Source organism: Acetivibrio ethanolgignens (assembly GCF_001461035.1).
Taxonomy (GTDB): domain Bacteria; phylum Bacillota; class Clostridia; order Lachnospirales; family Lachnospiraceae; genus Velocimicrobium; species Velocimicrobium ethanolgignens.
Genome location: NZ_LNAM01000024.1, coordinates 26,848 through 45,489, shown reverse-complemented (window position 1 = coordinate 45,489; position 18,642 = coordinate 26,848). Strand labels below are relative to the sequence as shown.

The window sequence follows — 18,642 nt, the reverse complement described above, 5'->3', positions numbered from 1 at the left end:
TCCCTATTGTACAATATAGTTCTATTATACAACAGGGAGTTATTAAAGTCCAGACTACGCGGTCATCTATTCATCTTTGCCGCTTCCTTTTTTTCTTTTTCTGTCCGTATATCAATGCAAGCCATGATTAATGCCTTTTCATACCTATCAAATTCTAAAAACTGTCTCGGTGTCCAGTGGAAGCGATGCAAACAATAATAATAGTAATTGCTGTCCACATCGCCTCCATTTATTAGTTTTTTGCTTCTTCTTCTAGTTCTGTATCCGTTTTACCATATCCGCTTATTTCAAGGATTTTTCCTACATACTCCTGAAATTCACCATCATTATCCAGCATTTCCTGAATCAGCTCCTCTGCCCCCATTACACCATAGGAGTCCTGAAGTTCCTTGTCATTCAAGTTCGGATATACTGTACACTTAGCAGCTACCATGCGGTTAAATTTTGCACCATCCATTACAACTTTCCCGCCTTTTCCAACCGAAGTACATTCATTACGGATATAATCTGCCTCCTTTGATTTTAACTGGCGGATTTCCCACTCTAATGGTTTCCCTTCATTTCCTACAAAAGCTTTACTTGCTACCACTTTTACATTTTTCTGCTTCTTCTTGTTCTGATTTAAAAATGCTTCAAAATTACTCATTTTTCTCTTTCTCCTTTTCTTCTACTGCATACCTGCAAGCTGCTTATATTTTTCAGGACCCTCATAATCCTCAAAGGTAAATGAAACTTCCTGTTCCAGCCATTCTCCGGCTGCATCAAAACTCTGTAAGGTTCCTTCATCCAGATTACAGTTTTTGTAAATCTTGGTATTTCTTCCGGCAGCACTGGTTGGGTCCTCATTGGTTACCTGTACATCAAAATAAATATCCTCACCTGTATTCTTGTAGCGTTCAAGCAAATCATTGAAAAGCTCTGTATTATGGTAAATAACCATCTTTCCACTACCAGACCAGCCAGAAGCCTTGTTTCCCTCTCCGGTCTTTCCTAATATGGATACCGTCTTTTTGTTTTTCTTAAAATTTGCTTCAAAACTCTTGGCCTGCATTAAGAGATAACGGTTTCCTTCAATCGTCACATAGCATTTTGCCAGTTTAGCAGAAACCGCGTCCTTTGCTTCCATTACATCATCAGCAAAAAACTGCAAATTCGTTTTAAACATCTGCTCTTCCTCCTTATCTTACATAGACTCTCATGTAGCATTTTGCCATTGCGCACACTGCCTGCACCGGGTTCTCTACTACAACACTGTCCTTTTCTTCTCCAGCCTCTACAGTAAGCTCCTCCGGATTATAGTTGGTTACCGCACGGAGCTTCTGCTGCTTTTTATTGTAGTCATCCAAATCACCCCAGAAAGATACTCTTCCGTCCTTGTCATTCTGAATTTTTCCAAGATACTTGGTATTGAATAAAAGGGCAATATCGTTTCCGTACTGATCTAATACTCTGATTACCTGATTCTTTGAAAAATCCTTATTCATTTCCTCGGTAAAGGTAACAAAGGAATTAATATCATCCAGAACATGAATTTCAGAGCCTACATTATGGAAGCAAAGCTCTCCATCCTGAATTGCCTTTATAAGCTCCGTCTGCGTATACTCTGCATTTACCGTGTATTCGCCATCATAAGTACGGTTTGTGAGTGTTTTATTAACTGCACAAGCCGCTTCGGCACCACCAAGCCAATACACCAACTCATTTCCTTTCGCTCCGCTGTCAGCTACAGTATTCTTCAGGTTGATTACTCCAGGGTAATCTCCAGGGAAATTATGGATTACTGCCTGAAGCTTTACACCGACATCATCTCTGAGCCTTTTAACAAAGGCAGCATACAGCTTTTTGATTTTCTCATCTGTAGAAGTACAAATAAGAATATTAGCTGTATATGCTTCTAATTTAACCAGAGCCGTCTGGTGGTCCTCACCAGTAACATCTGCTTTGTTCTTTCCCCCTGTCATCGGAATTCCTGCTGTAGCTTCAAGAACTGCCTCCTTTTTAAACGAAACAAAGCTGTTATCTACAAGCTCTGCTGCACTGGAAACCGTCTGTACATCTACTTTAGAAGTTCCAACATAGGTAATCACATCAAAATTTGACGGATCATCTACGTTTGTCTGGATTACCGTCTTGATATCATTTCCCCGGACTCCGCTGTACTTTGCTGTTCCGTATGTATTCGCTGCCTTTCCTCCGCTGTTTAGCCGGTAAATATATGCAGTTTTTGCATTTAAGAATAAATCTCTTAGTGACTTCATCTGGTCAGAATCATAGGAATATCCAAAGATATCCATTGAGTTCTTTTGGAAATCTGCATTTTCCACTGCAAAAACAGCACCATCAATACCCCAGTCAAGCTCCATTGGCAACGCCACATATCCTCTGTCTGATACAACAGATGATGCTCTTGCCATACTAACAAAATTTGCATAAAAGCCCGGAAGTATCTTATTCTGTGTCGTAAATTTTCCTCCACCTAATGGCATTTAGTTCACCTTACCTTTCTTAAACTGTTCGATTATTTTTCTAATTTCACTTTCTGTGTAGCTCCCTTCTTCCAATACAGCATCTATAATATCTCTGTCTTTTTCATATTTTTTTGACGTTAAAAGCTGCTCTTTTGTAAAGATTGGTTCCTTTACCTTTGTTTCTGTCTTTTTATCTGGCAAATAGTATCACTCCTTCAATTTAACTGTAACTGATAACTTCTGCATCTCTTCGGCTGCAAAAAGTTTTTTATTCAGGAACATATTATAGTCAACAAAAAAATGCAGTACACCATCTGTTACCTGGGAATTCATATTTATCCCACGGACTAGCCCATCATTGACCGTAATATACTCCAAGGCCACATACAGACGTGCCTCTACAGTATTTATCTCGCTTCGGTCATTCTCCTTTTGTGGAAAATAATGAATATCATATGGATTTCTACTTTCGTAGCGGTTTCCTACAATCAGCTCACGGCTTGAATTAATTGGCAATACAAGAAAGCAGGGTTCTGACATTCCCTGACTGATGTCATCGCTATAAATTGTATAATCCTCTCCAAATTCATTGTAAATCGCCTGTGAAATTCCCACGGTAATATCATCTAAGTTCATTGAAACACCTCTTTCAAATAGGCTGTCAGTTTCTTCTCCAGAATTCCTGGAGCTGCATCAGCAATTTCCTTTTCGGATATTGTAAGCATGAATTGACCATTAACCCATCCTTTATGATCTACGGTCCTGTGTCCAAATTCAACAAAACTCGCATACTCTGTTGGGTTTGTTATATTGACCACAAAATTGTTACCATAGCGATGTACTTTTAACGTATCTACATACTGTGTTGCTCCTCTGGTCTTTAACCCTTCCGAGCCGCTTCCGTCTGCTTGCGTTGTCCAATTCTTTCTTAAATTTCCCGTATCTGTTGGTGTTCGCTTAATTACCTTCCGAAGCAATCTGGCGGCAAGCTCCTTGGCACAGTCCTCACAGAAAGCATCTGCCTTCTTCTGATTCCCCATTGCCTCCAAGCTGTCCCTTAGCTTTTCCAACTCGCTGAAATCACAACTTCCCCAACTTGCCATTATGCATAACCTCCAAGCAGTTCCAACGTTATTTCCTGATGGGATGGATATACGGCTGATATTCCACTTTTGCTGTACTCTCTGGTCACATTATCCTGGGTTATTACAATCTTGGAACCGGCTTTTATTTCCAGTTCTGGAGCAATAAACAAAGTCACTATCTGATCAACTTTTGCTGCATTCTGTTTTTCTGATGCCGACGGAACAGAAGAAAAGGAAATCCTGCAAGGCTGATTCTCCAGTACAAGGACTTCCTTTTGCTCCATTAGTTTTGTAACTTCATTTCTTTCTGCTTTCTGCTCATATACATTGCAAATACCAGTATAGCGACTTTCTACTGCTTTTCTATGTAGCTGCTCTGCATTCATCAAAAACACACCTTTCTATACCGGTTAAGCTGGTTTTTATAATCCTTCAATACAGACTCTGCATATCCGCTTACCTGCACAGTTCCAAAGCTTGTACTTGTGTCTCCCTCACTAATGGATTTCACAGCCAGAGGAACCATGTTATCCCCTGGCTGTTCGTTCCGGTAAATATCGACTGCCATACGCACCACCGTATTTTTAAGCCCATCTGGAAGCTCTGACAGATTACAGTAATTAACCGCTATCTCCTCTGCCTCTTCAAGACACAATTTTAATTCACCATCTTTTTCCTCTCCCTGTATTCCAAGGGAAGTTTTCAACTTGCCTAATAACTCAAGTTCCTCTGACATAAATTTCACCTACCCCAATTTGTGCTTAAATGCCACAATTCTAATCTGCTTTGATTCATAAACAGGCTTCCAGTTCTGTGCATTTTTCAACTCTGCACGGGAAGGGCCTTCTGTCTTAGCTACCTTTTCATTGGTAAATTTAATTCCTCTTGGATGAAGAATCATAGTCTTGCGGTTAATCAGATAATCAACGCCAGATCCTTTCTTTTTATCTCTGTCAGTTTCTGTAGGCACAAATCCGACCGGACTTCCGTTTCCAAGAGCAACAGCACCATTTCCAAATAAATAGGTAGTATACACACCCTTTTCTACCGGGCAACCATCATCAACGATAACACGCTTTCCCTGGTATAATCCAAAGGACACATCATTAGACGGCTGCACCGTTTCAATCAGGTTCTGCTTCTTCAAATAAGCCTCTGTTGCACTGTGCATACATACACCAGTAAGCTGTGCCTTAGCATCTCCAAGCAACTGCTCTGCATCAATGAAGGCTGTACCACTCCAGTTTGCCGCTGATCCAGATTTTCCAGAAATATCTAATATATTAGATGCCAGTGGTGTAGTTGCATGCCCTTCCGGAGGAGTGTAGGTTCCAAAGATGCCACCAAGCACAGCCACCAGCTCTTTTTGCAAGTCTCTTTCCCAGAACCGTGCCACCAAATCACCAATAGCTTTCATTGGGTCACTGCCTGCCAGTGCTGCGGATAAATCTGTTGCCGCCCACATCTTAGCACGGCGAATAATAGCCGCTACGTCCTTGTTGGAATTGATTTTATTAGCCTCCAGGTTCGCATCTTCGATAATCTGCTCGGATTCTCCGGTTAAATCCTCAAAGAACGGCATATTCACAAGCGGAGATGCCTGTGAAGCTAATGTGTCAAACTCACTGTTATTTGTTACAATCCCGCTCCGAACCAGAGCAGATAACTCCATTGTACGGTTCACTACATAGGGATTGAATAAAACCGGTACAATAACGTCTGATAATTTTGTTGCTGCCATAAAATATCACCTTTTCCTTTCTTAAATGGTCATTCCGGCCGCTGCTGCCAGCTCTCTGGCCTGTGCCGGATTTTCTTTTAATAATTTTCCCTGTTCTGTTAAGTTAAAAGTTTCTTTTGCAAACGGGTTCGTTACTGTATGGCTTCCGCCCTGTGGGTTATAGCCACCATTTACCTGCTTAAACAGGAATTTCTTTGTTTCCTGAAGCTCCTTAATCTGCTCTTCCAGTCCCAAAACCTTGCCATCTTCTCCAAGAACCAGCTTTGTCTTGTCAAAAAGGCCAGCCACAATCTCCTCATCGTGTACTTTTCCAGCCAGAGAAAGCTTTATAGCATTAGAAAGTCTTAAGTCCTTAATGTCAGACTCGTATTTTGCTTTCTCGGTTTTGTTTGTTTCCTGAAGCTCCTTAATCTGCTTTTGCAGCTCCTCATTATTACCATTTGCTTTTTTAAGCTCTTCCAACTGTCCGTCTCTGGTCTTTACATCTTTTTCAAGCTGTTTCTTTGCCTCATTGACTTCCTCAAAACGTGATTTAGGTATAAAGCCTTCCAGCTCTTTTGCGGAAGCTTCTGCTGCTTTTTCTGCAAGTTCCTCGCTAATTCCAAGCGAAATAAAATCTTCTTTCTTCATGATAGTCTCCTTTCATCTTCACTTGTTGCCCCGGTCGTGTCCGGTGATGTCCCGTTCTTTTCCGCCTGCGGTACCGGAAAGGCGGCATATAAAAAGAACACCTATCTCTAAGTGTTCTGATTATCTGGTATTTCATTTACTATTACATTTGCATTAATTTTTATTTCATCTACAGGATATGTTATTTTTATAAATGGAATTTCGCCTCCTTCATGTACATATTCTACCTTTGTAATTTTTTTCGATATGTCTTCTCCATTCAGAATAATATTTCCTAAGCTGCCGCTTGTATTTATTTCTAAACTGTTAAGTTCCATATGTCCTCCATTCTGTTGTGCCAGTGCAACTTTTTAATTTGTAGCATAAAAACCACCAAATAAAGACTTTCCATGACATTCACCCAATATCCATTATTAATCCGAAGAGCAACGGGTCCGAACATTTCCATATCCGGTCTTTCGCCGGCTTTGAAACATTCATACAGATAATTCAGTATCCTGTATACAATTACAAAATAATCATCCTTTGCCATCTTTAATCCTCCAGCAGCGATCTAAAAACTTCTCTTGCTTGTCTTTCAATCTCTCTCTTTTCCTCTTCTGTTCTTTTGGGATATTTCTGATTAATAAATTTGTTTTTTTCCTCCTCTGTCATTCTGGCTTTTTGTTCCTCTGTCAAATGTATCATACTTAGCTCCGTCCTAAGCTTAAAGCATTCTCCCGGAGACAATTCACCTTGTCTTGCCTCCATTTCGTCTTTTGGTAATAAAGTCCATTCTCTCGCCGTTAATGCCATCATTTTTCCTCCAAATAAATTATATTTTTCTCAACTCTTATCACCTTAAACTTGCTATTCCGCTTAAACAATACCTCTTTTTCTTTCTGGTTATATTCTCGAATATCCTTTCCATGTTTCGACCAAATAGCATACTGTATTGAAAAGCTCTCATCATATACGTTTTCAGAAGAAGATATATATGATGGAAATTCTTTTGTACATCCAGGTACATAAGAATTTATAAATTCATCTACATCACCAATTCCAAAATCCGAAACAGACCGATATACTATCCCCTCATAGTCCTGCATTTTATCTAGTGCATTATCTAAGTCTATTATCCATTCTTTTTCTTCCTCTGTCAACTCATCTCCATGCCTTAATTTATCATTCAGAACATAAGAATCCGGACTTACATATCTTATAATTGCTCCTATCTCAGTAAGAGTTAGCACAGATTTAGGTTCTTTGGCGTCCTTATCTACAAATTTCTCTTTCCACTCCAGATATTTCATATCTGCCGGTACATAATAAGTTCTTCCTGTTTCCTCATTTCTTGCTGCTCTTTCTTCTCCAATGGTAAATTCATCATTGAAATATGGGCAAGTGCAAGAACGACAATTAGGATGAAACGGCGGTGCGGTAAGTCCTACCTGATATTCTTTCATATCGAACACCTTACCATCCATCTCCCGGCAAATGTCTGATGTCTTGCTATCAAGAGTTGCTACAATCTCATACTGCTCTACACCAAGGTCTTTAAGACAGTCTCTTCTTGCACCTGAAGCAATCGCGGCACTTTCTGTATATACCAGTGTCCTTGCCTGTCTCATAGATGCTCCCATTTGTTCCGCTACTCTCTTAGCAGCCTTTTCCTGGCTTTCCCCTCTGATGACATTCTGTGCCAATTCTGTGTGCAGTACGTTTACCAGTTTCTTTTTATTTGCCCAGATACGGTCAGAAAAATTGCTCCCATCCTGTGCCCAGGGCTTCTTTATCAATTTTTCAATTGTATCAGAATCCAGCTTTGCCAGACTGCTTCCTACACCAGTCCCTCTTGCAATCCCAAATGCTGTATGATAGAAACCATCTGCATAGGTTCTTTTTAAAAATTCTGTTGTTGCCCCTTCATATTCCAAGAATAGCTTTTCGGCTTCCTGCTGTATCTGAAGCTTTATGGCTTCCAGACGGGAAATATGTACTCTTGCAGAAGCATTCTCCAATTCCTTCATCCACTTCTGATTCATGGAATTTTCCTGACCATATTTGATATATTCCTCTACTGTCCAATGGAACTCCTCTAACTCATTCTTTTTCAACAGCTTTTTTGCTGCTGCATAGGAAATATCATTATTATCTGCCAGTCTCCAATACCATTTTTCAATATCTGCCTGTACGCTATTCTGTGCCATGCGGAACTGTTTCTCTACATCCTTGTAGTAGCTTTCTGTCTTTGCATAATTCTCATCTTCGAGCTGTTCGAACCGCCTTTTCCAATATTCGCTATTCTTCATCTACATCACCGCTTTTATCTGCAAATGCTCTTTTGTACTCCTGTTCTGATTCCTCTGCCTCTTTCTTCTCCTTGGCTATCTGTTTTTCTTCCTCTTCCGCATTTTCAACAAGAGGATGGTTTTTCAAAACAGTCTTATTAGATATGATTCCTACGCTGTTTCTACAAATATCTGAAATCTCGGTATCGTTTTTAATGGATGTCCTCGTCCATGTCTGGGTAAGCGTTTCACAAGGTACATTCAAATACTGACAGATCGCCCTTACAAGTTCTCCGAAACCAAGCTTAAACTCTGTTTCCATCAAACCGGCTTTCAGTTCCAAGAGAGCATACATAAACTTCAAAGCCTCGCCTGATTTGTTGCCAAATGATTCCGGCTGTGGGTCTACTCCCTGACCCTGTTCAAAGATTTCTTTTCTAGTCATGGCAAGAAGCTTTTCTCTTGCCTCCACCGGAATATCAATGGCAAGTGTGGATAACCCCGGCTTATCGCTGTCGGCATCCAGTTTTACAGCCTTATACAATTTCAAGTCCTGCATAAACTCTTTCAAATCAGTGCCGCCATAACCACTTAAAATAAAGATGATTTCCTGTATATCTTCCAAGTCATTCACATAACCGCTGTAAACTTTATCATAAGCGTCTATCAGTCCTTTGATATTTTTCAAATCATTGGTATTCACATTATTATTGAAAAAAGGGATGAAAGGGACTCTTTCCATCCCATGATCATAAATGCTTCCTTCTGACGTATCCACAACGGAAAAATCCAATATACTATAATACGAAAGCCCAATATCTACCGATAGATTTTCCTGTCTTATAAAAGACTGGCACTCCTTTTCTGTCCATATCTCATACACTGTATATGTTTTCCCATCATCCTGGGTTCTTCGATATACACGCAGTACCGACTGCAGTTCTCTTTCCAAATCACTGCTCCACACTGGTATGATCTGCTCGCTTTCTATGACACCATATTTGAATGTACCTTTTTCATCCTTCCAATAATGTAGCCATGACACAGAAGCATTGGAGGCATTGATACACAAATCTTTGCAGACTTTTGCATATTTATCCCCAAGGACATTGGCTATCCTTTTGTTTGCTTCTGGATTTCCGATGTCAAACAAAGGTGAGGCTGTAAACATATATGCAGTTTTCTGATTTACCAAAAGCCCGTGGAAATTATGACTAATGCGATTATCTGCACTACGGATAGGAGTATCTTCTGACTGTTCCTTTTCCCTTCTCGCACCTTTTGTCAATATATCATTCTCGTTCCGATAATACCTCTTCGCCTCAATTGCATCTTTCACGAATTTCTCATGAACTGGCATATGCTCCTTAATGAGTTTTTTTGCACTCTCTAAATCCACTCTTTTCACCTCTATTTCAAAATGCTTAATGACTGCTTCATCTTAATTACTGTCATGCAGAAATACCTTACCGCATCCATGCAATGGTCAAACTGTTTTACCGGCTTGTCTTCCCCTTTTTCCACTGCCTTGTTGTCCCATACATAAGAATTAAATTCTTTTACGGTATTAACACAGTCTTTATAAAACCGTATCTTTTTCTGATTAAGTAGTGTTCCAACAAAGCGAATTCCATCCAGAACATCGTTATTCGCTTTCCTTACCTTAAATCCGCTTTTCTTTAACTGTGCAATAAAAGAAGCGGCACTCGGGTCAACGATTACTGCTTTAATCTTAATGCTGCCAAGGAACTGCTTTAAATCCTCAGTGTACTCTGCATCTGTTTTCTGTGCCACTTCATCTCTTCCTGAATAATAATACTCTTTTACACAAACCCATACGCCTGTAATTGCTTTTCTCCAAAGAAGGAATACTGTTGCATGCATCAAGGATAAGTCTGACGTCAGTCTGACAAACAGTTTCGTTAGAAACTGTAATATTCTTTCTTTCCTTCTTAATTTCTTTTCCTTCTTCCCTTTCTTTCTCTTCTTCTATTGCTGGGAATGGACTGGGAATAGACTGGGAACTGCCTGGGATTGGATTGGGATTTGTCTGGGAAGTTCCTTGGTACAACTGGTAATTAACCACGGTAAACATGGAACTTCGGTTTGTGGTTTGCCTGGTAACTTCCCCTGTTTTTTCCAGGTGCTTCAAAGCTGTCCGAATTTCATCAACTGTCAGTTTTGTTTCTTCGGAAAGCTTTGGCAGAGAGGATATGAATGAACCACGCGGCACAGTTGTACCTTGGAATTTTCCGTCTTTCCAATTTGCTTTCAGGAGCATATGCAAAAATAATCTGCAGGTATTGATATCTTGATACCATTCCCAGTCAAGCATAGAGCGGTAGATTTTTATGTAATTTCCATCCGTCACTTAACCACCTCACTGTGCTTGATAAGCCATTTTTTCATTTTCTACCTCCTCCAGCTTTACTTCTATTCTTGGATTCTGCCTGTCGCAATAGAATTGATCCGTATACCCTACAATCTCATTCCAACCGTCATTTTTAAGGATTCCAAGTTTCACAAGACTGTCCTGGATTACCTTATGGGCAAAAGAAGAAATATTATCCAAATCTCGTTTCTTATTCGGCTCATAAAAGCAATAGTGCATACGGATAGGCTTTTCTATATGCAGTCTACCAAGCTCATGCCGTATAGCCCACATAGCGGTCTGTTCACCCTCTTTTTTCATACGGCTCCCTTTATTGGGATGTGTGCGGTTAGCCGCTGTATACTCATTTAACCCTGGCAGCTTTCCAAGTATCGTAAATTTATATACCATGTCATTCCTTTCCCCTCCCACCCAGAAGGGCAGGAGGTTTCGGTTTTCAACTGTAAAAGTTCGTGAGACAATTACAGAAGGTGCTTATAAATAGGACTTTCCAAATTCTCTCCTGAAGTCCTCTCTGGTTCCACACTTCTCTTCATAAACCGTCTGAGCCCAGCATTTCAAAGTCATGTCTACAATCCGATTTTTGTGCGGTGCATCTTTCCCTGTCCTATGATGTTCCGAACATAAAGGAACCACCAATCTTCTGCGGTCTGCCGCCGCACGGTTTGGATTTCCAAAAAAGACATGATGTTCTTCCGCTGGACGGTTACAGTAAATGCAGTGTGTCATATCGTCTACTAAAAGACTTGTTTTCTCCATTACACATCCCCCAATAGCTCTGAATAATGCACAGGAGCTGTCAAAACTTTTGTGTGCTTACAGTAATCACACATTTCACACCGTATAGGGTCTATATCTCCTTTTTTCAGTGCCAGTATCTTCGGAGTGTTCTGCTCTACCTCTGCCAGCTTTTCTTTCAGACGTTCATCATCAATCCATATGAGTTCCAAATCAGGATATTTTTCCTTTGAAGCCGCAGCAATGTAGAACGGAAGACGCTCCCCTGTATTCTGGTAAACTACTTCCTGATAGATTGCAGCTTGCAGGTCATACCCCCAGTATTCAATAAAATTCATATATCCATAGTCCTTGGCATACTCTGCCTTATGTAGCTCCCTCATAATCTTAAGGTCTACTATAGCTTTACCAGGAAGATAGCTGTCCAGCTTTACCTTCCACTTCGCTCCATATAGTTCAGCGGTCATAACTACCTGTTTTTCACCGCTCATATACTTCATAAATAATTCATCCCGTTCAATTCGGTTAATTATTTCTTCTGCCTGCCGGTAATCTGCCTTTAACTGCCCCTGCTTTGTAAAGATATCCGGATTCTTTGCCTTAAACGTAGCTAAGGAGCCTTCAAAATGAGAATCTACATAAGAACCAACCATCAATGCCGTGGTCTTCTCCATTTCCCATTCTCCATTTAACTTTGCGATAGCCTGTTCCTCACAGCCAGGGCGGCCAATAGTTCCAACGAAATCTTTATACTGGCTAACCGAGAGATATTCCAGGTTAGCTTCCTGTGAATAATAGTTTTCAGCTGTCAGTATCATTATTCCATACCTCCTTCATTAAACGGGTCAGGTGCTTTTCTTCTCGGTTCTTTATCAATATCCTCTGCTTCACCTTCTACATACACGCCCATTAAGGCATTTGGAATATATACCCTGGCAAAAAATGAAGCCGCACGATAAGCAAGCATTTGCTCCGGCATGGTCTGCCATTTGCTTGTTTCATTTCCATATTTATCTTTCTTGGAATACCAGCCCTCATCCTTTGCCATCTTTATTGTAATTTCCGTTCCAACAACTTTTTCTCCGGTATCAGCCCACACAGCTTCAATGCGGCATCCTCGTTCATCTGTTCCTTTTTCTCCAAAGTATACCGGACGGACACCTTTAAACTTTCCACTTCCTTCGATAAGCGACATACAAGCCTGTCCGCTCCAGGAAGGTTTGCCTTTTACAACATACAGATTTTGCATTACCATCATTGGGCTTACTCCCATACGATTTGCCATATCAACAGCAATAACGCAATCCATTGGTTTATTCTGGTAATTATCTGGAACTAAAGAAGATGATGCAAACATTGTTCCGATTTTGTAAATTTTATTAAAAGCTTCCGTATCTGAAAAAGCATTAGATAACATTTCTGTTTTCTGTTCCGCAAGGATAACTTCTTTTTTCTCCATAACTTTCCTCCTATAATTCCACTACGGTTAAATCCTCATCGTCCGTTGTTCGGGTAGCAATAAACTGCAGCCCCTTATCTTTGCATTTCTGGTACAGTTTTTCCCTTAAATTAGTGGCAAGCTTTTCTACACCATCAATGAGAATAATCTGCAGGCCATTTGGCTTCTGGATAGCTACGTCAATGCAAAGATCAAGCTTCTCACCTTCGGAAAGATTGCTTATAGGAAGTCCATGTATCAGAGGAATGCCATCTTTCACAGTAAGGCCATCAATCGGTATGGTAGACGTTTCCAAAATAGTACCAGGAAGTGTCCTGGCAAGTTCAATTTTTCTGGTAAGCTCCCTCGCCTCCTGTGAAAGCTCTTCCACTTCCTCTTCCAGATTCTCCATGCGGCGGTACTCGTTGATATAACCCTTCATTTCTTCTACTAAGGCAGCCTGTTCCATCAAATCAGAGAAGTCCATCTGTTCTCTTTCGGCATACTCCCGGTAGCTTTCTACCTCTGCATCATATCTGGAAATGTCAGCCTTGTATTTCTCCTCGATTACCGCAAGTTTGTCACTTCTCTTGTCCATAAGGCCATTTAATTCTGCTTCCTTAGCTTTCATCTGCTCCTGGAGCTTTGTAATCTCATTCTGCAGTCTGCCTTTTGTAGCACTCATCTCTCTGTCCAGAGCTGCAATAGATATTTCACGGTCTGCCTGGAACTTTCTTACTTTGTTATCACGGTTTTCCAGCATCTGCTTTGCCTTTGCAATCAGCTCATTTTCATTACGGATAGTCTCTATTTTGGTATATAAATCACCAACATTGGCGTTTTCCCAGTTATCCGCACAGTATCCAGCCGGAAGGCTTTCTCCGATTTCTTCAATGAATGCTCGCTTATTTCGAATATCCCTCTGAATATCCTGGCGGTGCTGGAAGTAATACCCCTTTTCTGACTGTATATCATTGAGAATAGCAAGGATATTCTGGTCATAAGATACCCAGTCCGGCAATTCTCCGAACCATCCGCGTATAGTGTCCAGATTCCAGTCATACTCAATCATGTCAAGAATGGTAGCATTCTGCCTCTTTTCATCCATATACATGAATCCAACAGGATTTAGCTGCAGCGGAGTAAAGATATCCCTTAAAAAAGCCTCCGGTCCCGGCACTTCTGCACCGTTCTTTTTAATACTCTTATAGTCTGTCTGGTACGTTCTGACTTTTCGATTAATGCGAATGCCATTATCTGTCTCAATCAGGATCTCTCCCTCGGTCTCTCCGTTTCTAACAACATAGTTGCGGTCACTCTTATTGGTAAGTGCATAGCGGATGGCATCAATAACTGATGTTTTTCCGACTCCATTTTTCCCGGAAAGCTCTACGCTGTTTCCATTTGCTTCATACTCTTTTATTCCGAATAAATTTCTAATTTTGATTTTTACAATATTCATTGATTCCTCCAATCTCCATCTGACCGTCCGGTCCCTGCCGGAACATCACAGACAGAATCCTTTCTTTTTCCTTCCGTTCTCTGGAACAGTCGCATCGCTCACCAGGATCCAGATTTGCTCCACAGTCTGGGCATTTCCTATAAAAAGCCATTGCAACTTCTCCTTTCGTGTGCTACAATTTAATTGGTTAATTTGTTATGCCCCTATTCGGTTTGCCGACTGGTAGGGGCTTTTTTGATGGTTGTCTGACCGTTATCTATGATTATTTCACAGCCATATTCCCACATTTCCATGCAATCCTGAATAGTTATATCTTTTAAAAACATCGCTTACACCTCCCTTCTACCACCATTCTCCAGAATCTGTGTCATAATGGAACCATATATCCAGGCTGTCGCATTTATACCTGATACACAATTTGCCATCGCTGTCTCTCCACAAAGAATATATCTTGTCCCAGCTGATAGCCGAATAGCTATCGATGTGCTGCTGAACGAGCTCCCTTTCCTTGTCTGTGATATCCTGAATAGTAATCGTGCTTGTACTCCTCATGCTTGTACTCCTTCCTACATTGCCTTAATACCCCAGCACATGGCTAAAATAAAGGCAACTGTAATAATTAATGTAATTTCTCTGCATCTTCTCTTTTGCATTTTTCTTTTTTCGCAGCCATTTCGTCTGCTAATACTCCTTTCATGAATATCTCTGTCTGTTTCATAAGATTTTTCATCCTTCGCTCGCGTTCTTCCTCTGTAAGGTCAGGTATGTACACCCTGACGATTGCATTTGGATATGTATATGTTTTTACTTCCTTGTAAGTATCCTGACCTCTCATTACAACACTTCCTTCCTATATGTACTAAATTATTCTGGTATTGATTGTCTTAATTCGCAAAAACTAGCTTTATATTGAATTTTTCAATATGTATTTGTTCCAATACATAGATGAAAGAATCAAAGGCTATTCCATTGCATAAATCAATATTGTATTTTTTGAGAACTTCCTTTATATCATTTTCAAAACCAGAAAGATTACCGTTTAATGCTTGGTTTAGCCTTTCTTTTTCCTTTAAATGTCTTTCTACATCAAAAGTCAAGATATGCTTTTCGGGAATATTCTTCATTTTATGCTCCGTTCTTTTTACTTGAACAAGGTCGAACTCACTTTCTAATCATTGGTAAGTAATAACCAATTAACAAACTTTTTGTAATGTGTTATACTTTAGAAAATATTAAAATTGGAGGTTACTATGATTTACCCATGTCATAAAGTGCTAAAAGCAATTAATTATCTATGTGAGCAAAGCGAAACCACATCAAATGTTGATATAATGGTATATTTCAATCAAAGAACAAAAAAATTAGACCTTACAGCTACTATCCAGCAGCTTATAATTGATGAATACATAACAGCTGATGTAAACGATACTTTGATCACAAATATAAAACCCACATATAAGGGAAAACATTATTCACAATATCGTTGGTTAAAAACAAAAGAAGTTCTTATAAAATCGTTTATTTTGCCTGTCTTAGTTGCTTTGTTCACTACATTGATTACTCTTGCGGTTAATGGTTTTCTTATGTAAGTAACAAAATATTAAAAATAGTTGCTGCAACGGCAGAAACAATTACTGGAACAACATACTCCAATATTTTCATTATCTTATTTTGTCGTTCCTGCCGTTCTGCAATGGATAATTTTCTTTTTGCCATTCTTTCTCACCTCGCTTCTATTCTGTGCTGAATAGGTAATCAAGATGCTGTTTCCAGATAAGCAATATCTTTAAAAGCCTCTAGTCTACGCTTGCAATCCTGATAGATTACCTTGTAATGCTTCTCCAACATAATTCCGTTTTGAATACAGTTTAAAATAATATTTTCCATCAGAGAAAGATTGTTAAGTTGTGATACCGTTGCTTCGTCTCTCTTCTTTATGCCTGCCATCTTATTCGAAAGCTTAGAATATGTTATGTAAAGCATATCAGCATGAGTGCTTCCCTGTTCCTTTGCATATTTAATAAGTTGCTGGATAACATCGGTTTCAGCTTTGCGTGTAAGTTTGCCTTGCTGTCGAGTTTCCAACCATACTTCTGTTGAACGTTCTCTTAAAATGGTTTCCATTGAATTGAAAGCATTAATGTAATTCCATTTCCACTCATTCGCCTTTTTTCCAGTAAACCCCATTACCAAAAATGTAAATCCATCTCTGTTCATAAGATACATTGGTCTTATTTCACCTTTTGCATCTCTGTAGCTCGTTTTCTTGAAACAACGAACGGAATTTTCCGTTGGTTCGTCAGATAAGATTTTTTCAATCTTCTCCAGAACATCTGCATGTCTTTTTCCAAACTTTTCTGCAACCAGCAAACTGTCGCATACTGCTTCATCATTTTTTAAATAGACTAATTTGTTTATATGTCTCACCTCGTTTCTAATCTGTGCTGAACAGATAATCAATTGATAAATCTCCTACTTTCTTTTATACTTTAGATACAGGCTCCTGCCAGAGCTGAGTATATAAAGAAAGGAACACTGTTATGACTAAAAATGAATTTGATAGCCGTTTTGATGCTGCATACAGAAATAACTTACTCTCTTTATCTGATAAAGAAGCTTTAAAAAAACGTCTTTCTAAATACGCAGACGAAAATGGCAAAATTTCTAATGAATCCTTTTTGCTAATTTCTTTGGAAATGAATAAAGATTTATTTAAGGCAATTCTTTCAGAGCTTCTTGTAAACGAATAGATACTGTTTTTGAAAGAACATCCAAATCAATATCATCTCTTTTCAAGGTAATGATTACACTATTTTGTTGAAGATGATTTTCGATACGCTTCAAAGTAATGTCAATGCTTTGGAGCGTTTCTTCTGTAGCTTTTTCCTTAATTCCTAGCATTTCTTCTGCCGTCATTCTTTCTCACCTCGCTTCATTCTTTGTTTCTGGTATTCTTGGCTTCAAAAAGAAATCTGTATTCACTTCTAACATTTCAAAGATAACAGCATATTCATCGTAAAATTTTCTTATTCCTTGAAATATTTTTGCCATTATGCTAAAATTTGCTAAAACACTTTACGGAGGTTACATATGACAAATAAAGAAATGTCTAATTTTACACATAGAGAGCTTTCAGCTTTTACGCATGTGCTGATTTAACTGAAAGGCTTATTTCTTATTTGAACAACCTGCCATCATAATTACTACGATTGCCATTGTTAACCATAATCTTCCGATTGCTTTCCATACGTCGTCAAAACTATAATTTTCATAGTCAACCGCATTCATTTCTACTGAATACCGCTTTCTTCCAAATATATTCATTCTATTTGGCATTGGCGGTATTATTTTTTTGCTTTTCTCCATTAAAGCGTCACCTCTCATTCTTTATCTTTCTTATCCACAAAATTCATAGGATTAATCCGCAAAACAAAACATATAGAAACCAACTCTTTTGCTCGCAATTCACGTCCTCTTCCTCCTTCTGCCAAACTAGCATATAAAGAAGAATACGGAATCTCTGCCTTTCTTGATAGTTCAGACAAATTTACCCCTATATCCTTTACATATTTAGCAACATTCTTAGTTATGTCCGTATGTATCACCTCGATTCTAATCCGTACTGAATAGATATCAATTTCCTATTGCCAATCCCTCCTGCTTCGTTCTATAATTCACTTACAGGCACTGCCATGCCGAGTATTAAAGAAGGGAAGTGGTATCATTGGATAAGATTAACTATTATTGTCCTATAGTGAATGGCACTGTTACTGCAAGCTATTTAAAAAAGCAAATACCCATTTTAGGAAAAGGTGTCTGTGATGGAAGTACATACATTAATGAATGTTCTCATTCTGAACAATGTCGTGTCGGCGATGTTGATTGCCCATTATTCAAAAAACTAAACAATCTCTAAAATTACTGGGTAATTCCATCTATGGGATTACCCAAAACTTCAATTCTATTTTCTCCATATTTGAACATTTCTTCTTTTCCACATGATAAACATTTCAATAATGCTATATCTGGAATAATTTCAATCCTGTCCACATCTTTCTGTTCCCATATAAGATTGTTCTTTTTTGTTTCCTCTGACATATTCAATGGAACGCTGGGACTGTATGCTTTGACTATCATATTTTATGCTCCTTTCTTTTTACTTGAACAAGGTCGGAAATAGTCAAGTGGTACTCCAATTGCATCACAAATTTTCATGTATTCATTTGCTTCAATCTTTCTGTTGTTATTTAGGATCATGCTTAATATTGGTGCTGGTATCCCTGTTTTTTCCGATACAAATGTCTGTTTAATTCCGTTATCATCAAGATACTTTTTAATGTCACTACCTTTCAAAACTGTTTTCCTCCTTTCTAAATCAGATTTTCTGATTTATTTCATAATAAAACAGTATTTCTGTT

37 protein-coding genes are annotated in these 18,642 nt (G+C 39.1%); 2 read left to right on the top strand and 35 right to left on the bottom strand.

Going from position 1 to position 18,642, the window contains the following annotated elements; genetic code table 11:
* Positions 1–62 precede the first annotated feature (62 nt).
* From ASU35_RS19065 to ASU35_RS02310, 28 genes are all read right to left on the bottom strand, one after another.
* Positions 63–218, bottom strand: coding sequence for a hypothetical protein (locus ASU35_RS19065; RefSeq protein ID WP_156059336.1), 156 nt, complete (start codon positions 216–218; stop codon positions 63–65).
* A gap of 14 nt (positions 219–232) precedes the next feature.
* Positions 233–646, bottom strand: coding sequence for a phage tail assembly chaperone (locus ASU35_RS02425; RefSeq protein WP_058351506.1), 414 nt, complete (start codon positions 644–646; stop codon positions 233–235).
* A 21-nt stretch (positions 647–667) separates the two neighbouring features.
* Positions 668–1,165 (bottom strand): phage tail tube protein, encoded by a 498-nt coding sequence (locus tag ASU35_RS02420; RefSeq protein ID WP_172794579.1) that lies wholly within the window; start codon positions 1,163–1,165, stop codon positions 668–670.
* Between the two features lie 13 nt (positions 1,166–1,178).
* On the bottom strand, positions 1,179–2,486 hold the full coding sequence (locus ASU35_RS02415; protein WP_058351505.1) for a phage tail sheath family protein: 1,308 nt from the start codon (positions 2,484–2,486) through the stop codon (positions 1,179–1,181).
* The gene (locus ASU35_RS02410) at positions 2,487–2,669 is read right to left on the bottom strand and encodes a hypothetical protein (protein ID WP_058351504.1); all 183 of its coding nucleotides are present in this window, start codon (positions 2,667–2,669) and stop codon (positions 2,487–2,489) included. It abuts the gene before it with no gap.
* 6 nt (positions 2,670–2,675) lie between these two features.
* A complete protein-coding gene (locus ASU35_RS02405) occupies positions 2,676–3,104 on the bottom strand; it encodes a phage tail terminator family protein (RefSeq protein ID WP_058351503.1) in 429 nt (142 codons plus the stop codon).
* Complete coding sequence (locus ASU35_RS02400; RefSeq protein ID WP_058351502.1) at positions 3,101–3,571, bottom strand: HK97 gp10 family phage protein; 471 nt, start codon at positions 3,569–3,571, stop codon at positions 3,101–3,103. Before ASU35_RS02400 ends, ASU35_RS02405 begins: the two co-directional genes overlap by 4 nt.
* The gene (locus ASU35_RS02395) at positions 3,571–3,939 is read right to left on the bottom strand and encodes a hypothetical protein (protein WP_058351501.1); all 369 of its coding nucleotides are present in this window, start codon (positions 3,937–3,939) and stop codon (positions 3,571–3,573) included. The genes ASU35_RS02400 and ASU35_RS02395 overlap by 1 nt, the downstream gene beginning before the upstream one ends.
* On the bottom strand, positions 3,939–4,289 hold the full coding sequence (locus ASU35_RS02390) for a phage head-tail connector protein (protein WP_058351500.1): 351 nt from the start codon (positions 4,287–4,289) through the stop codon (positions 3,939–3,941). The genes ASU35_RS02395 and ASU35_RS02390 overlap by 1 nt, the downstream gene beginning before the upstream one ends.
* 9 nt (positions 4,290–4,298) lie before the next feature.
* A complete protein-coding gene (locus tag ASU35_RS02385) occupies positions 4,299–5,294 on the bottom strand; it encodes a hypothetical protein (protein ID WP_058351499.1) in 996 nt (331 codons plus the stop codon).
* 21 nt (positions 5,295–5,315) lie between these two features.
* Positions 5,316–5,924, bottom strand: coding sequence for a phage scaffolding protein (locus ASU35_RS02380; protein WP_058351498.1), 609 nt, complete (start codon positions 5,922–5,924; stop codon positions 5,316–5,318).
* 107 nt (positions 5,925–6,031) lie between these two features.
* A complete protein-coding gene (locus tag ASU35_RS02375) occupies positions 6,032–6,241 on the bottom strand; it encodes a hypothetical protein (protein WP_058351497.1) in 210 nt (69 codons plus the stop codon).
* On the bottom strand, positions 6,223–6,456 hold the full coding sequence (locus tag ASU35_RS19060; protein WP_147525337.1) for a hypothetical protein: 234 nt from the start codon (positions 6,454–6,456) through the stop codon (positions 6,223–6,225). The genes ASU35_RS02375 and ASU35_RS19060 overlap by 19 nt, the downstream gene beginning before the upstream one ends.
* A 2-nt stretch (positions 6,457–6,458) precedes the next feature.
* Positions 6,459–6,722, bottom strand: coding sequence for a hypothetical protein (locus ASU35_RS02370; protein WP_147525336.1), 264 nt, complete (start codon positions 6,720–6,722; stop codon positions 6,459–6,461).
* Positions 6,719–8,215 (bottom strand): minor capsid protein, encoded by a 1,497-nt coding sequence (locus ASU35_RS02365; RefSeq protein WP_083504104.1) that lies wholly within the window; start codon positions 8,213–8,215, stop codon positions 6,719–6,721. The genes ASU35_RS02370 and ASU35_RS02365 overlap by 4 nt, the downstream gene beginning before the upstream one ends.
* Positions 8,205–9,593, bottom strand: a complete 1,389-nt coding sequence (locus ASU35_RS02360; protein ID WP_242861182.1) for a phage portal protein — start codon at positions 9,591–9,593, stop codon at positions 8,205–8,207. The genes ASU35_RS02365 and ASU35_RS02360 overlap by 11 nt, the downstream gene beginning before the upstream one ends.
* An 11-nt stretch (positions 9,594–9,604) precedes the next feature.
* Positions 9,605–9,988: a phage terminase large subunit family protein gene (locus tag ASU35_RS02355; protein ID WP_058351495.1), complete on the bottom strand. Its 384-nt coding sequence runs from the start codon at positions 9,986–9,988 to the stop codon at positions 9,605–9,607.
* A 1-nt stretch (position 9,989) separates the two neighbouring features.
* Positions 9,990–10,565 carry a hypothetical protein gene (locus tag ASU35_RS02350; RefSeq protein ID WP_058351494.1) on the bottom strand — a complete coding sequence of 192 codons (576 nt, stop codon included), beginning with the start codon at positions 10,563–10,565 and terminating at the stop codon, positions 9,990–9,992.
* Between the two features lie 9 nt (positions 10,566–10,574).
* The gene (locus tag ASU35_RS02345) at positions 10,575–10,976 is read right to left on the bottom strand and encodes a RusA family crossover junction endodeoxyribonuclease (protein WP_058351493.1); all 402 of its coding nucleotides are present in this window, start codon (positions 10,974–10,976) and stop codon (positions 10,575–10,577) included.
* A gap of 84 nt (positions 10,977–11,060) precedes the next feature.
* Positions 11,061–11,345: a hypothetical protein gene (locus ASU35_RS02340; RefSeq protein WP_058351492.1), complete on the bottom strand. Its 285-nt coding sequence runs from the start codon at positions 11,343–11,345 to the stop codon at positions 11,061–11,063.
* Positions 11,345–12,142, bottom strand: a complete 798-nt coding sequence (locus ASU35_RS02335) for a PD-(D/E)XK nuclease-like domain-containing protein (protein ID WP_058351491.1) — start codon at positions 12,140–12,142, stop codon at positions 11,345–11,347. Before ASU35_RS02335 ends, ASU35_RS02340 begins: the two co-directional genes overlap by 1 nt.
* A complete protein-coding gene (locus ASU35_RS02330) occupies positions 12,142–12,783 on the bottom strand; it encodes a recombinase RecT (RefSeq protein ID WP_242861181.1) in 642 nt (213 codons plus the stop codon). The genes ASU35_RS02335 and ASU35_RS02330 overlap by 1 nt, the downstream gene beginning before the upstream one ends.
* Before the next feature lie 10 nt (positions 12,784–12,793).
* A complete protein-coding gene (locus ASU35_RS02325) occupies positions 12,794–14,224 on the bottom strand; it encodes an AAA family ATPase (protein WP_058351490.1) in 1,431 nt (476 codons plus the stop codon).
* Positions 14,199–14,375 carry a hypothetical protein gene (locus ASU35_RS19055; protein ID WP_156059333.1) on the bottom strand — a complete coding sequence of 59 codons (177 nt, stop codon included), beginning with the start codon at positions 14,373–14,375 and terminating at the stop codon, positions 14,199–14,201. Before ASU35_RS19055 ends, ASU35_RS02325 begins: the two co-directional genes overlap by 26 nt.
* A 52-nt stretch (positions 14,376–14,427) precedes the next feature.
* A complete protein-coding gene (locus tag ASU35_RS20430; RefSeq protein WP_278278037.1) occupies positions 14,428–14,550 on the bottom strand; it encodes a hypothetical protein in 123 nt (40 codons plus the stop codon).
* A gap of 16 nt (positions 14,551–14,566) precedes the next feature.
* On the bottom strand, positions 14,567–14,776 hold the full coding sequence (locus ASU35_RS02320) for a hypothetical protein (RefSeq protein WP_058351489.1): 210 nt from the start codon (positions 14,774–14,776) through the stop codon (positions 14,567–14,569).
* Between the two features lie 67 nt (positions 14,777–14,843).
* Positions 14,844–15,059 carry a hypothetical protein gene (locus tag ASU35_RS02315; protein WP_058351488.1) on the bottom strand — a complete coding sequence of 72 codons (216 nt, stop codon included), beginning with the start codon at positions 15,057–15,059 and terminating at the stop codon, positions 14,844–14,846.
* 49 nt (positions 15,060–15,108) lie between these two features.
* Positions 15,109–15,348 (bottom strand): hypothetical protein, encoded by a 240-nt coding sequence (locus ASU35_RS02310; RefSeq protein ID WP_058351487.1) that lies wholly within the window; start codon positions 15,346–15,348, stop codon positions 15,109–15,111.
* A 126-nt stretch (positions 15,349–15,474) separates the two neighbouring features.
* On the opposite strand from ASU35_RS02310, the gene ASU35_RS02305 reads away from it, so the two are divergent.
* Positions 15,475–15,813 (top strand): hypothetical protein, encoded by a 339-nt coding sequence (locus ASU35_RS02305; protein WP_058351486.1) that lies wholly within the window; start codon positions 15,475–15,477, stop codon positions 15,811–15,813.
* Here ASU35_RS02305 and ASU35_RS20425 read toward each other — a convergent pair.
* Both ASU35_RS20425 and ASU35_RS02300 read right to left on the bottom strand, forming a co-directional pair.
* Positions 15,806–15,940, bottom strand: a complete 135-nt coding sequence (locus tag ASU35_RS20425) for a hypothetical protein (protein ID WP_278278036.1) — start codon at positions 15,938–15,940, stop codon at positions 15,806–15,808. The two genes, ASU35_RS02305 and ASU35_RS20425, sit on opposite strands and share 8 nt — an antisense overlap.
* Positions 15,941–15,979: 39 nt before the next feature.
* Positions 15,980–16,684: a Rha family transcriptional regulator gene (locus ASU35_RS02300; RefSeq protein WP_242861180.1), complete on the bottom strand. Its 705-nt coding sequence runs from the start codon at positions 16,682–16,684 to the stop codon at positions 15,980–15,982.
* Positions 16,685–16,764: 80 nt separating this feature from the next.
* Between ASU35_RS02300 and ASU35_RS02295 the strand changes: the two genes are divergently transcribed.
* Positions 16,765–16,974, top strand: coding sequence for a hypothetical protein (locus tag ASU35_RS02295; RefSeq protein ID WP_058351485.1), 210 nt, complete (start codon positions 16,765–16,767; stop codon positions 16,972–16,974).
* Here the strand turns inward: ASU35_RS02295 and ASU35_RS02290 are convergent.
* From ASU35_RS02290 to ASU35_RS02270, 5 genes are all read right to left on the bottom strand, one after another.
* Entirely contained in the window at positions 16,937–17,140 is a 204-nt protein-coding gene (locus ASU35_RS02290) for a hypothetical protein (RefSeq protein ID WP_058351484.1), read from the bottom strand. The two genes, ASU35_RS02295 and ASU35_RS02290, sit on opposite strands and share 38 nt — an antisense overlap.
* Before the next feature lie 252 nt (positions 17,141–17,392).
* Positions 17,393–17,590 (bottom strand): hypothetical protein, encoded by a 198-nt coding sequence (locus ASU35_RS02285; RefSeq protein ID WP_147525335.1) that lies wholly within the window; start codon positions 17,588–17,590, stop codon positions 17,393–17,395.
* A gap of 14 nt (positions 17,591–17,604) precedes the next feature.
* Entirely contained in the window at positions 17,605–17,829 is a 225-nt protein-coding gene (locus ASU35_RS02280) for a hypothetical protein (protein WP_058351482.1), read from the bottom strand.
* Positions 17,830–18,142: 313 nt separating this feature from the next.
* Entirely contained in the window at positions 18,143–18,361 is a 219-nt protein-coding gene (locus ASU35_RS02275) for a hypothetical protein (RefSeq protein ID WP_058351481.1), read from the bottom strand.
* Between the two features lie 3 nt (positions 18,362–18,364).
* Positions 18,365–18,577 (bottom strand): helix-turn-helix domain-containing protein, encoded by a 213-nt coding sequence (locus ASU35_RS02270; RefSeq protein ID WP_058351480.1) that lies wholly within the window; start codon positions 18,575–18,577, stop codon positions 18,365–18,367.
* Positions 18,578–18,642: the final 65 nt, after the last annotated feature.